The 12,858-nt window shown below is 35.3% G+C and carries 10 protein-coding genes and 2 pseudogenes; 9 read left to right on the forward strand and 3 right to left on the reverse strand.

All coding sequences use genetic code 11. The features are described from left to right. Window positions 1-157 precede the first annotated feature (157 nt). Both M3196_RS01230 and M3196_RS01235 read right to left on the reverse strand, forming a co-directional pair. Window positions 158-382 carry a hypothetical protein gene (locus tag M3196_RS01230; protein WP_251320442.1) on the reverse strand — a complete coding sequence of 75 codons (225 nt, stop codon included), beginning with the start codon at window positions 380-382 and terminating at the stop codon, window positions 158-160. A 135-nt stretch (window positions 383-517) separates the two neighbouring features. Further along, window positions 518-1,051: a GNAT family N-acetyltransferase gene (locus M3196_RS01235; RefSeq protein ID WP_251320443.1), complete on the reverse strand. Its 534-nt coding sequence runs from the start codon at window positions 1,049-1,051 to the stop codon at window positions 518-520. A 134-nt stretch (window positions 1,052-1,185) separates the two neighbouring features. Here M3196_RS01235 and M3196_RS01240 point away from each other — a divergent pair, with 134 nt between their 5' ends. The 7 genes and pseudogenes from M3196_RS01240 to M3196_RS01270 all read left to right on the forward strand — a co-directional run bounded on the left by M3196_RS01240 (window position 1,186) and on the right by M3196_RS01270 (window position 10,058). Then, window positions 1,186-1,536, forward strand: a complete 351-nt coding sequence (locus M3196_RS01240) for a winged helix-turn-helix transcriptional regulator (RefSeq protein ID WP_251320444.1) — start codon at window positions 1,186-1,188, stop codon at window positions 1,534-1,536. 166 nt (window positions 1,537-1,702) lie between these two features. Continuing rightward, window positions 1,703-3,697 (forward strand): annotated as a pseudogene (locus tag M3196_RS01245) (bifunctional 2',3'-cyclic-nucleotide 2'-phosphodiesterase/3'-nucleotidase); the annotation flags it as partial. Window positions 3,698-4,085: 388 nt separating this feature from the next. Then, a complete protein-coding gene (locus M3196_RS01250; RefSeq protein WP_251320446.1) occupies window positions 4,086-5,579 on the forward strand; it encodes a spore germination protein in 1,494 nt (497 codons plus the stop codon). Between the two features lie 16 nt (window positions 5,580-5,595). Then, window positions 5,596-6,681 carry a GerAB/ArcD/ProY family transporter gene (locus M3196_RS01255; protein WP_251320447.1) on the forward strand — a complete coding sequence of 362 codons (1,086 nt, stop codon included), beginning with the start codon at window positions 5,596-5,598 and terminating at the stop codon, window positions 6,679-6,681. Next, window positions 6,671-7,774: a Ger(x)C family spore germination protein gene (locus M3196_RS01260; RefSeq protein WP_251320448.1), complete on the forward strand. Its 1,104-nt coding sequence runs from the start codon at window positions 6,671-6,673 to the stop codon at window positions 7,772-7,774. Before M3196_RS01255 ends, M3196_RS01260 begins: the two co-directional genes overlap by 11 nt. Window positions 7,775-8,171: 397 nt before the next feature. Continuing rightward, window positions 8,172-9,392: an ATP-binding protein gene (locus M3196_RS01265; protein WP_251320449.1), complete on the forward strand. Its 1,221-nt coding sequence runs from the start codon at window positions 8,172-8,174 to the stop codon at window positions 9,390-9,392. Window positions 9,393-9,632: 240 nt separating this feature from the next. Then, window positions 9,633-10,058 (forward strand): GNAT family N-acetyltransferase, encoded by a 426-nt coding sequence (locus M3196_RS01270; RefSeq protein WP_276531191.1) that lies wholly within the window; start codon window positions 9,633-9,635, stop codon window positions 10,056-10,058. Here M3196_RS01270 and M3196_RS01275 read toward each other — a convergent pair. Then, window positions 10,042-10,155 (reverse strand): annotated as a pseudogene (locus tag M3196_RS01275) (transcriptional regulator); the annotation flags it as partial. The gene M3196_RS01270 and the pseudogene M3196_RS01275 sit on opposite strands and share 17 nt — an antisense overlap. A 626-nt stretch (window positions 10,156-10,781) precedes the next feature. Here M3196_RS01275 and M3196_RS01280 point away from each other — a divergent pair. Continuing rightward, the gene (locus M3196_RS01280) at window positions 10,782-12,200 is read left to right on the forward strand and encodes a DHA2 family efflux MFS transporter permease subunit (protein WP_425310982.1); all 1,419 of its coding nucleotides are present in this window, start codon (window positions 10,782-10,784) and stop codon (window positions 12,198-12,200) included. A 304-nt stretch (window positions 12,201-12,504) separates the two neighbouring features. After that, the gene (locus M3196_RS01285; protein WP_251321694.1) at window positions 12,505-12,822 is read left to right on the forward strand and encodes an NUDIX domain-containing protein; all 318 of its coding nucleotides are present in this window, start codon (window positions 12,505-12,507) and stop codon (window positions 12,820-12,822) included. The last annotated feature ends 36 nt before the right edge of the window (window positions 12,823-12,858 follow it).

The following is a 12,858-nucleotide window of genomic DNA, read 5'->3' on the forward strand; positions in this document are numbered from 1 at the left end:
GAATCGCCTTTCTGTTTTTATCAAGTAGTTATCCTTATGTAAAAAAAGGAAGGCTTGTAACGGCATAAACCTATTAATGGAAGATTTTAAGAAGAAGCGATTTTTTCAGGTCAACAAGGAAATAGGGAAGAGAAGGAAAAAAAGAAGTTTATGTATTTTAGACAAATAAAAAAGAACGGTCACTACCAACGCTGTATCCAGCTCCTGATAACCGTTCTTTGTGTTTGACTTGATTCAATTTATCCTTTTTTGTTTTGGTTCTCCTTGCAGCCATCCATTTGTACATTTCTGAATCAGCGAAAGTACTTCGATCGGCACTTGGATTACGTTTACCTTCACGAATTCTTTTTTCTCTTAATTTCTTTGCTTTTGTCTTAGCCATAATAACAACCTCCTTCATTATATATATTCCTTTTTATCGTAAAAGGAACAGTGTTAATGAATAATATACCATAAGCAAACTATATAAGGCGTACTTTGTGCAGCAGTACGCCATTTTAAATGCTCCCAAATTATTTCATAACTTTTTGTTGCGTAAAACCGTAATGAAACCATCTAATATATCATGACTGACATTGAATCCTTTATGTTTATAGAATTCTAACGCATCAATATTCCCATTGGATACATAAATGAAGTAATCTTCAACATCAGTAAATCCATTAAGCCACTCCATCGACATGGTAAAAAGCTTCGAACCAATCCCATATTGACGATAACCCTCTTTAATATAGAACTGTGATAGGCAGCCAACATTGTCTTTACTTACAGAAGACATATCAAAAAAGGTAGCGAACTCGTTGGAATACGTTTCTTTTGGAGAAATATTGGAATATACATAAGCTACTATCTCATCCTTATCTTTAACAACTACTATATAATTGTGAATAGCTTTCTGAACGGACGGTACCAAACGTGTATTAAAATTCATGCTGTCAAACAGTTCAGGTTTTATGTATGCTTTGGATTTTTGAAAAACCATAAGTTCATTACAAAGATCTCTGCAGCATCCGATCCTATCATCAGGTACGATTTCAAATTGCAAATTCATCCTGTTCACTCCTTTGTATTTAAACCGCCTCAACCAAAAGTATTTACGGTATAATTTTATTACATTATAAAACGAAAACAAGTATGCAGTAATTTATGAGTAAGTCAGTAAAAACTGAGTAAAAGGGGAGTTCCATGAATAGTGAAGTAACGAAGTATGGAAGAAAAGAAGATTGCCCGCTCACATTTGCATTAACCTTAATCGGCAGCAAATGGCGGTTACCTATTATTTGGGCATTATGGCAAGACAAAACGCTGCGCTATAACGAATTGAAACGAAGAGTAGATGGCATAACCAATATGGTATTGTCTTCATCCTTAAAAGAAATGGAGAATCAAGGATTAGTTGTGCGTAAGCAGTACATGGAGATTCCACCGAGAGTAGAATATTCACTAACGAAAGCGGGAGAAGACCTAATACCTTCCTTAGAATCCCTGGCAAAATGGGGCAAGTCCATGCAAAATATAAGAATAGAAAATACATAATTATTAGATTTAAAAAGTCCTTGTATTCAGGACTTTTTTCATCGTTAAAATGAAGTAGAAATACAATTGATAGTAAAATTGGATGATATTAGTAAGAAAGGTGAAATGGTATTATTACTTTGGGTCTGAAGATTCAGACTCAAATCATAAAAAGGGGTTAGAGATTATGAATAAAAATCATAAAAAGATTGTATCTATCTCATTAGCTTTAAGTCTGATATCGGTATCATTAGCCGAGAATGTATTAGCAAAAAAGCCAGTTCAACATACATCAACAGTAAACCTTCGCATCATGGAAACTACAGACATTCATACAAATCTCCTTAACTTTGATTATTATAAAAACGTAACTTTAGAAAAAGTAGGACTTGCTAAGACAGCTACTCTTGTAAAACAAGCGCGTGAGGAATTAAAGTATAGCAAGAATAGTGTTTTAGTAGATAACGGAGACCTTATTCAAGGTACACCGCTTGGTACATATAAAGCAAAGATTGAACCCCTTAAAGATGGGGAAGTTCACCCAGCAATTGCTGCAATGAACCTAATGGACTATGATATGGCTACTCTAGGAAATCATGAATTCAACTATGGTCTGGACTATTTAGATGAAACTTACGACGATGCTAACTTTCCGTTTGTAAACGCTAATGTTTATGTTGATGACCATGACAATGATCCGACAAACGATGTAAACAAATATACGCCATACAAAATTGTAAATAAAAAAGTAACTGATGAAAGCGGGAAAACAAAAGTAATCAAGATTGGTTATATTGGTTTTGTTCCTCCACAGATTAATGAATGGGATAAATCTCACCTTGAGGGAGAAGTAATCACAAAAAGCATTATTGAATCTGCAGAAAAGTTCATTCCTCAAATGAAAGAAGAGAGAACGGATATCATTATCGCTCAAGCTCACTCTGGTTTTAATGGAAGCAGTGCGAACACAGAAGATGTCGTATACGGGCTAAGTAAGGTAAAAGGTATAGACGCCATTACGTTCTCACATACACATAAAGTGTTTCCTGCTGCAGATGAAAAGAGCCTAGATGCATTATTTAAGGATTCAAGCGGGAAAGTACTTCCAGGTGTAGATAACAAAAAAGGTACGATTAACGGCGTTCCAGCTGTTCAAGCTGGATATGGCGGAGGTTCACTAGGATTGATCGACTTAACGCTAGAAAAAGTTAAAGGTAAGTGGGAAGTAACATCTTCACAATCGTCTGTAAGAAACGTAGAGAAAGTTCAAGCCGATGAAGAAGTTTCAGAAGCTGTAACGGCAGTTCATGAAAAAACAATCAAATACGTAAATACACCTATTGGGACCACAACAGATGACATTCACAGCTTTTTTGCACTTGTACAAGATGATCCATCCGTACAAGTCGTAACAAATGCTCAGAAATGGTATGTTGAAAAGTACATTTCGCTAAACAAACCAGAGTATAAAGATCTTCCAATTCTTTCAGTCGGTGCTCCTTTTAAAGCGGGAAGAAACGGCGTAGATGAATATACTGAAATTCAAAAAGGTGACCTGACAATCAGAAGTGCCGGCGATTTATACCTTTATGACAATACCCTGAAAGCTATTAAAGTGAAAGGTTCAGTAGTAAAAGAATGGCTTGAAATGTCTGCAGGTAAGTTTAATCAAATTGATCCTAGTAAGACTTCAGAACAAGAGCTGCTTAATCCTTCATTTGCCGTATATAACTTTGATGTTATTGATGGAGTCAACTATCAAATTGATGTAACACAACCAGCTAGATACGATACAACGGGTGCCTTGAAAAACCCAGGCAGCAATCGTATTATTAACCTTACTTATAATGGACAACTGGTTGATCCTGATCAAGATTTCATTGTCGTAACAAATAACTACCGTGCTGGAGGCGGAGGAAACTTTCCAGGAGTAAAGGGCAGTGAATATGTCGTTGATTCTGCAGATGAAAACCGTCAAATTTTAATGGACTATATTTCAGAAGTAAAAGAGATTACTCCGACTGCTGATAACAACTGGTCGCTTGCACCAATCGAGGGAGATACAAACATAACATTTGTTTCTTCACCGAACGGCCAAAACTATGTAACGGAAGACGGTAAAATTACTTACTTGAATAAGGTTGATGCTAAAGGATTTGGCATTTATAAGATTGATTTAAATTAAATGCAAAGAGAGCCAAAAATTTGGCTCTTTTTTATTATGAAAAAGGAAACAGTACAGTGAGAGTAACAAACAACAGATGAGTTAATGGTTTTCTTTTTACTCGCGTTTAAAGCGTCTCAATTGAGGCGCTTTTAATTTTATGGAAAGGATTTAGTGCTTAAAATAACATGCTAGAACGCATGTTCGGGATAATAGGATTATGAGAGTAGTCGTGTGATGAATTATACCATAATCGGGTGGTTCCCTTAACAATCAAAATACTCCATCCATCTTCTGCATTCTACAAAAATTATTACCGAATTATGTAAAAGTATCAGATATCCGATTAATTGTGGAAGAACCAGTAAAGAATACAAAATAAATTAGTTATAAAGAAGGTACTGGAATGGGTCTCTTTCGGACAATTGTCAAAAAGATGTTCTTATCAAATGATACAGAAGATGTCAATCAACATTCTGCCCTGAAATTGCAAAGCTATGAAAAAGCTTCTTATCAAAAAACACTTGCAGAAATAGAGGACAGTTTTGATCTGGTCCAGCGTTCATTTTTTCAGGAGCATATTCACATTATTTATTTTGATTCATTAGTGGATTCCCAAAAATTGGAATGGGAAATACTAGCACCATTAAGAAAAACGTCAGTAAATAATCTTGAAGAGTTTTTCCAGCAGTCACTGTGTAAGCCTGTATATAGTCAACAGGAAATAATAAATGGCTTATTAGATGGTTATGTAGCAATGTTCGTTGGACAGGATGCATATCTAATTAATGTGTCAGGATTAGAGGAACGATCCATTACAGAGTCGGCAACTGAAACTGTGATCAATGGACCCCATGATTCCTTTAATGAAGCCATAAAAACAAACGTTTCCTTAATTAGAAGGAGAGTTAGAAGTTCTCGTTTAAGAATGGTCAAATTATCTGTTGGGGAGATTTCAAAAACAAAAGTTCTCTTGATCTATATTGAGGGTATTGCAGATCCTCATTCAGTTAATGATCTAAAAAAAAGAATTCAAGCAATTAAGATTGATTCCATAACTGATTCTAATGTATTGATTCAAATACTAGATGATCATCCAAATTCTCCATTTCCTCAATTTTATACTACTGAAAGGCCAGATGTAGCTGTGGCAAAGCTATATGACGGAAAAATAATTGGACTTGTTGATGATAGTCCTAACATTTTTTGTACACCTTCTAGTTTTTTTGATTTTTTTAAGTCACCTGATGACTATAATCAGCGTTGGATCCTTGGAACTGGATTAAGGATTCTGAGATACATAGCCTTAATATTAACGCTTGTATTCACAGCCTTTTATGTTTCTATTACTACGTATCATTACGAAATGGTCCCACAATCCTTACTTCAAAGTATTATGCAATCTCGGAGTAAAGTACCTTTCCCGCCTCTTATTGAAGCCATATTTTTAGAATTAGTTATTGAACTATTAAGAGAGGCTGGTGCAAGACTGCCTACTAAGATCGGTCAAACAATCGGAATTGTAGGTGGTATTGTTATTGGCCAAGCTGCGGTTGAGGCGGGTATTACCAGTAACATCTTAATTATTGTAGTAGCTGTTTCTGCCATTGCTTCTTTCGTTGTCCCAAACTATATTATGAGTTCTTCTATAAGAATGGTACGTTTTTTGTTTATCATTATGGCAGGTTTTTTAGGAAATATAGGAATTGTGTTTACGTTAGGTCTATTATCCATTCACTTATCAGGGCTAACAAATTTAAATTCACCTTATTTAATGCCGATTTCACCAACCTTTTTCAAAGATTGGTTAGATAGTATTGTGAGAGGACCATTTTATAAGATAAAAAAACAGCCAGTACTATCTAAGAAGTTGCAAAACGAAGGTGAAAGAGAAAATTAATAGGTGGTACCCTACCATGAAAGAGCGACTTCATTCAATTCAGATATCAATTCTAATCTATATGATACAAAATCAAATTGTCTTGTTTAGTTTACCAAGACTAACCGCAGAATCTTACGGAACAAATGGTTGGCTAGGACTGATTTTCATTTATGTACTGGTTAACATAAATATTATGTTAATTGCAATAATTTATAAGATGGGAAAAGGAAAATCAATCTTCGAAATTATTGAGACAATGATACCCAAATGGGTAATGCTTCCTGTTTATTTGTTTATTATTGGGACCTGGATCGGGATGGCAAGCATGGTGATGAAGATGTACATCCTCATAATAAAAATGTTTTTTTTTCCTGGAGTTCCTGTCACGCTTTTTATTGTATTAATTACATATCTTTGTTTTCTCTTATTAAAAGGAGGAATCTACCATATATCGAAGGCATCAGTGCTATTTTTTATCTTAACGATATGGATGATCTTTTTATTCATTTATCTTATTCCCGAATTTGATTTCACCCGTTTTACCACTTTCTATCTTAAGGGTAATACAGATTTCATGATAGGATCAGTTCATGTATATTCAGCTTTTTTAGGCTTTGAGATTTCCATCCTGTTTTTCCATATGGTTGAAAAGAAATGGACTAAGTCAATTTTTATTGGAAATTTAATGAACATGTCTATCTATTGCATAATTACCTTTTTAGGCTATGGCTTTTTTAGCTTCAATCAATTATTAAATGATATTTACCCAGTAATTACGATGCTTGAATATATAGAGATACCATTCCTTGCAAGAGTTGAAAACCTCATTTTTTCCTTTTTAGCCTTCAGGGTGATATTAACCATCGTGATATATTACTGGGGAGCTCAACAAATTTGTAGAAATATTAATTCTCGGCTTAAACCAAATTACTGGATGCTCATCATATTGACTGTTGGTATTTTCATTTCGTTAATTCCCGAAACGTTGTTTGATGTCGAAAAGTGGTTAGATCGAATTAGTTATTTTGCCATTGGTATAGCTTGGTTATTACCACTCTTTGTGTTATGCATCCTATATTTTCAAAACCTGATGAACAGAGGGAACAGTGATGCAAATTAGAATTGGTGTATTGATCGTAATGTGTTTTTTGTTGGCAGGGTGTGGGGACGAAAATATTATTGAGGAATTAGCCATCCTTCAATCTGTTTCTTTTGATGTGTCGGAAAATGACCAATATCCAATAAAAACAACGGTTCTTTTTCCAACTGTTTCTAAAGAAGGAATGTTTGATACGAAGACTCTAACAGTTAATGGAAAATCAACTAAAGACTCTTTCTTTAAACTTCAAAATTTAACAAATTTAAAGCTCGTTGGTGGGCAAGGTACAATTCTCTTTGGGGAGGAATTAGCAAAAAAAGGGCTTATTCATTTCGTTGACAATTTTACAAGGGATCCAGAAGTCGGAACGCGCTCTAAATTTGTTCTTGTACAGGGAAAAGGAGATAAACTCCTTACTACGCAGATGCCAGATGTTCCAGATAATGCAGAATATCTTTATACGTTCTTAGAAAAAGTAGGAGCTGAAAATAAAATTTTAAATACTAGTAAATTTCGGTTTTTTCGAGATTATTATGACGATGGCATCGACCCCGTTTTGCCAGTTTTTTCTTATGATGATCGAATTATTCAACTTAGAGGAGCAGGGATTTTTAAAGATGATCAATATGTAAAATGTTTATCATTAAGAGAAACACAAATCTTAAATTATTTAAGTGGAGACATCAAAAATGGCGGTTTAATCTTGAGTATTAAGGATAGAGAATCAGGAGAAAATAGTCAGCTTATGTTAAGTGGTATTAACTCTAACAATGATGTTAAAGTTAACATAAAGAATAGCCAGGATATGAGAGTCGAATTGTCGTTAGATTTAAAAGGAAGTGTACTTGAATATACAGGAACAATGGATTTAAGCGATCCAGAGAATCAAAAAAGACTAGAAAAACAGGTTGAAAATTATTTAAATATTCATGCAAAAAAGCTGTTCCACAAAATGCAAATACATCAGGCAGACCCTATAGGAATAGGCAGGATGATACGAAATCACCTATCATATGATAAATGGAAAGAGATGAAATGGCGTGAGGTTTATCCAGACTTGAATATAAAGACGGAAGCAAAAGTTGATCTGGTTATCATAGGAAAAACCAAATAAATTTTGGTATAAAGATTAAGTAGAGGGCAGCCTCTACTCAATTGGATAAGGAAATTTTGTAGTTTTTTAAAGATTACCCTTCGATAACCCTTAAATGATCAATACCTCAAAAAACATGATGATAATATGTAAATGTACGGAAGATTGTTATCTCTTGCAACGACATTATCCTTGGTATAGAAGTGATGATAAAAATATTAAATTATAGTGCAACTAGGGCTACGAAAAGGCACGGTGTCCGCCAAGTTTTCAAAAAAAGACTAACATACAAAATAATAGATATAAATACCTATAATTTTAGTTTTATGGACAAGGATATTTCTAAATTTTGTCGAAAATCTTGATAGGCATGTAAAACTAGGAAGTAGGGAACGGTATGTGGGAGTCTATCCAAAGCATGTGCTTGCACGTGGTCTTCATTCTTTTTACAATCCTTATCTATCAAGTCTTTTTTAAAGAAAGAGAAGAGAAACGGAAAAAAATTCGTTCGAAATTTTTTCTGTTCATGCTGATTATTTTAGTTTTTACAATGAGCCAGCCAGTCCTTTATTCCGAAATCTATAAGTATGACTTTAAAGCAGTCGCTATCATCCTATCCTTTTTATACGGAGGCAAAAGGGCGGGATTCGCAGCCTTTTTGGCACTGCTTGTAACCGGTTACTTTACAGACCAGAGGATGTTGATCCTATTAGGCAATTATACAGTGTTTTGTCTATTGTTACTCCCTGTAACCAATATGTTTCACCGGTATCGAATAAAAGGTAAAGTCATACTGATCAGCTTTTTTTACATGATGATTCCGATCACAAGAGGGATCTTTCTTCAGTTAAAAGGAGACCATCGGCAAACCTTTTTTGAACTAAGCTCTTCTCTTATTGTTTTGGCAACCTTGATTGCAATTGTATATTTAATTGAAAACATGAATGAGCAAATTGAAATGAAACAAGAGCTGATCCGAACGGAAAAAATGAATGTCGTCAGCCAGCTGGCTGCTTCGGTTGCACATGAAATCCGTAATCCGATGACATCTGTCCGGGGGTTTATGCAATTAATGCAAAAAGAAAATTTAACCCAAGAACAGCATTTGTACATTAGTATCTCGATTGAGGAATTAGACCGGGCACAGGAAATCATTAATCAATATTTAGCTCTCGCAAAGCCGCAAACCGATCAATATGAAACCATTGATTTAACTTCCGTCATTCAACAATCGATTGATGTGATGCATTCGTACGCCATTCTGAACAGCATTCATATTACACAGCAGGTGGAATCATCTCTCGAAATCGAGGGGCTCAAACTAGAAATTCAACAAGTGTTAATTAACATCATCAAAAATGCGATTGAAGCGATTAAAAGCGAAGGGGAAATCTGGATATCGGCTGCAAAAAATTCCAATGGCTTCGTATCCATTCTAATTAAAGATAACGGTGTAGGTATGACAGAAAACCAAATGAAAAAACTAGGCAGCCCGTATTACTCAACAAAGGAAAAAGGAACTGGCCTAGGGTTAACCGTATGCCATCAAATCGTGAAGCAAATGGGCGGACAAATTATGATTAAGAGCGAGTTAAATAAAGGAACATGCTTTACGATAAATCTGCCATCTAAAAAGTAAGGAAAAACAGAGAACACTAGCTGATGGATCAACAAGGGAAAAAATAGAGGATTATTCAACGATCGGGTGCATTTCTTCAAGAAGGAGAAATGCATCTTTTTATTGAACAAAGGAGGGAGTGTTTAACTTTTAGATTCCGAGGAATAAATACTCCTTTAATTATAATGAGATGAATACCTAAAGCAAATGTCGTAATAAGTAATCAATATCCTGATAAAACCAAAAAGGAGGTTATTCAAATTGATTCGTGAAGCAAAAAGAACTGATAAAGCTCAAATTTTAAAACTCTATAAAATGTTAGTACCAAATAGTAAGAAAATGAATGTTCTTGAAGAACAAATTGATAAAATAAGACGGGACCATTACAACTTTTTGCTTGTATATGAGGAAGAAGGAGAAATAATAGGAACCCTTACACTAAACATATGTTTACAGGCATTGCACGGCATAAGACCGTTTGGAGTAGTCGAGAATATAATTGTTCACGAAAATTTTCGAAGTAGGAATGTTGGTCAAAAACTTTTACAATATGTTGAGGATTATTGTAAAACAATAGATTGTCATAGGATTATGCTTCTGAGTAATTCAACACGTCAAAGAGCTCATCAGTTCTTTGAAAGGGAAGGATATAGCGGTTCATTTAGTAAGGGAGTAAAGAATCTGTAATTTTTACACCTAACTGACCAGCGAGATGATCATAACAGGTTCTAGCATAGCGAATAGCTTTATCTTGTGTAGCTTGGTTAAATGATTTTATCTCTACATTATCTGCAGCTTTTTCCTAAAGCTAAGAGGTGAAAAAATGTCTGAAATGATAATAAGCATATTATTTTTCGGTTTTGTTGTATTTGTCATCATTGTTTGTGCAATGGCGAAAACAATAAAAGATGTGCAAAAGGACGATAAAAAATGATTTAACTCTAATTCAACAATCGGGTGAGATTGTTGAAGATTCAGAGGGCTGATAGCAGCTCTCTTTTTTATTTCATAAACGGGCCATATTGTGGAGTAAAATGCTTAAAAGCTGAGCAGTTTTTAAAATGCCGTTTTTAGGTAACCTAGAGGATAAGTGAAAAATATCTTCTTCAAAAGGTGGGCTTTTTTGTGAATTTTGTACCAGAATTAATTCTTTCTATAAAAGTGGCAGATTCTTTATGAATATGGTAGTATTAATGCGAATGTTTGTTCTGTTTATGCTTGTTTTATGCTTCACTAACTCAGTAAAAAGTTGCATTTCAATTGTAGACAAAGTAATTAGTAAATCTATTTTCAAAGGGCTGCAAGAGAAATTGCACACCATTTGAACGAAGGGAGAAAAAATTGAAAAATCAAGATGAATCGACTCAAAATGGTGGGACATTCGGGAACAGAGGCAACTTTTTGTTGGTTATGATTATGATTCTAGGTGTGTTTGTAGCCATTTTAAATGAAACGCTACTCAACGTAGCATTGTCAAAAATTATGGATGACTTCGGAATTACACCGAGTACCGCCCAATGGCTAACTACTGGGTACCTGCTTGTGATTGGTGTTCTGATACCGGTCACTGCTTATCTTATTCAGCGGTTTACAACAAGAAGCTTATTTCTCGGAGCAATGTTCTTGTTTACCATGGGGACATTTGTAGCAGCTATTGCTCCAGGGATTGAGGTGCTATTAATCGGAAGGCTGCTTCAAGCGGCGGGTACCGGACTGCTCTTTCCTCTATTAACAAATGTGGTATTTTCTATCGTTCCTTTTGAAAAAAGAGGTTCGGCGATGGGGACAATTGGCATTGTCATTACGTTTGCCCCCGCGATTGGACCCACTTTATCAGGGATCATTGTAGAGCATTTCAGCTGGCGTGTTCTCTTTTACGGAGTTCTGCCGATTGCACTGTTTGTTATTGTATTTGCCTATACAAAACTTAAAAACGTTACGGAGACGACTAATCCGAAAATTGATCTGATCTCGCTTCTACTTTCAACATTAGGTTTCGGAGGAATTGTGTACGGATTCAGCAGTTCTGGTGAAGGACATGGGGGCTGGTCGAACAATGATGTTTTACTTCCCATTGCAATCGGGATTGTATCTTTAGTGCTGTTTACCTGGAGGCAATTAGCGATTACACAACCTTTACTAGATTTAAGGACGTTTAAATACAACATTTTTAGAATGTCAACATTAATCATGATGATTATCATGATGGCGATGTTTTCAGCCATGATGTTATTGCCGATTTTTCTCCAAAATGCGTTAGGGTACAGTCCGTTGGAAGCAGGATTGGTCATGTTGCCAGGCGGTATTGTCATGGGGATCATGTCGCCGATTACTGGCCGCTTATTTGATAAATTTGGTGCCAAGTGGCTTGCACTTATTGGATTAGGATTGGTCGCAAATACGTTATGGCAATTTGCATTCATCACATTGACGACACCATATATCAAGATTATGATTTTCAATACGCTGTTAATGTTAGGAATTTCAATGGTCATGATGCCGATTATGACCAACGCTTTGAATCAACTGCCGCCACCGTTATATCCCCACGGAACGGCTATAATCAGTACGCTTCAGCAGGTAGCTGGTGCTGTCGGTACGGCATTGCTTGTATCAATCATGACCAATAGTTCTACTCGTTTTATGGAAAATACGCTGATTAAGGAAGATGGGGCTACATTACAAATTCTAGCGATGATTACTGGAATGAAAAGCGCATTCTTACTCGCGTTTGGACTAGTGGTCATCGCATGGATAGTTTCATTATTTATAAAAAGATCCGTTCCTCAAGAAATGAGCTTGAAAATTAAACAAGGTGCTACGAACTAATAAAAAGTTTTTGAAGACAAATGTATTAACCGTTATTTTTCCCCAAAATAATTTGTCATGGTTCCCATCTATCGGACGCTTAACTGTTAAAAGTTAAGTGTCTTTTCTTTAGACACAAAGATTGTGTTACGAAATAAATGGTATTAAGCAGTGTTTACTCAACAAATGGGCCAGATTGTGGAATAACACATATATATTAAAATGGGCAAATATGGTATTTTATAAAGAGAATTTATTAAATGAAGGAGTATTTTATGGGTGAATACATAAAAACATGAGAAAGCTTATCGGTACTCAACCCCTTATGGTAGCTGGAGCAACTGTTGTTGTGATTAACGACAAGAGAAAAGTGTTACTCCAACAGCGGTCCGATATTAATAAGTGGGGTTTCCCAGGAGGAGTTATGGAGTTTGGAGAAACTTTAGAAGAAACAGCTGCGAGAGAGTTGTATGAAGAGACAGGATTATGGGCTAGTGACTTAAATTTTATTGACATTTTATCTGGAGAAAAAGAATGCCACAAATATCCTAATGGTGATGAAATATTTGGCATTACTGCGGTTTATACTACTTCATCCATAAATGGAGAGTTAGTTATCAAAGATGGGAGAGCTTACATTTGAAATTCTTCTCTTTAAACGATCTTCCACCTAATTTAG

This window comes from Fictibacillus nanhaiensis (genome assembly GCF_023715445.1).
In the GTDB taxonomy this organism is placed as follows: Bacteria; Bacillota; Bacilli; order Bacillales; family Fictibacillaceae; genus Fictibacillus; species Fictibacillus nanhaiensis_D.

Bases quoted from the DNA above. Each gene is read 5' to 3' on its own strand.
- M3196_RS01230 (WP_251320442.1), bottom strand. From the start codon at position 382: ATGGCTAAGACAAAAGCAAAGAAATTAAGAGAAAAAAGAATTCGTGAA.
- M3196_RS01235 (WP_251320443.1), bottom strand. From the start codon at position 1,051: ATGAATTTGCAATTTGAAATCGTACCTGATGATAGGATCGGATGCTGC.
- M3196_RS01240 (WP_251320444.1), top strand. From the start codon at position 1,186: ATGAATAGTGAAGTAACGAAGTATGGAAGAAAAGAAGATTGCCCGCTC.
- M3196_RS01250 (WP_251320446.1), top strand. From the start codon at position 4,086: ATGGGTCTCTTTCGGACAATTGTCAAAAAGATGTTCTTATCAAATGAT.
- M3196_RS01255 (WP_251320447.1), top strand. From the start codon at position 5,596: ATGAAAGAGCGACTTCATTCAATTCAGATATCAATTCTAATCTATATG.
- M3196_RS01260 (WP_251320448.1), top strand. From the start codon at position 6,671: ATGCAAATTAGAATTGGTGTATTGATCGTAATGTGTTTTTTGTTGGCA.
- M3196_RS01265 (WP_251320449.1), top strand. From the start codon at position 8,172: ATGTGCTTGCACGTGGTCTTCATTCTTTTTACAATCCTTATCTATCAA.
- M3196_RS01280 (WP_425310982.1), top strand. From the start codon at position 10,782: ATGATTATGATTCTAGGTGTGTTTGTAGCCATTTTAAATGAAACGCTA.
- M3196_RS01285 (WP_251321694.1), top strand. From the start codon at position 12,505: ATGGTAGCTGGAGCAACTGTTGTTGTGATTAACGACAAGAGAAAAGTG.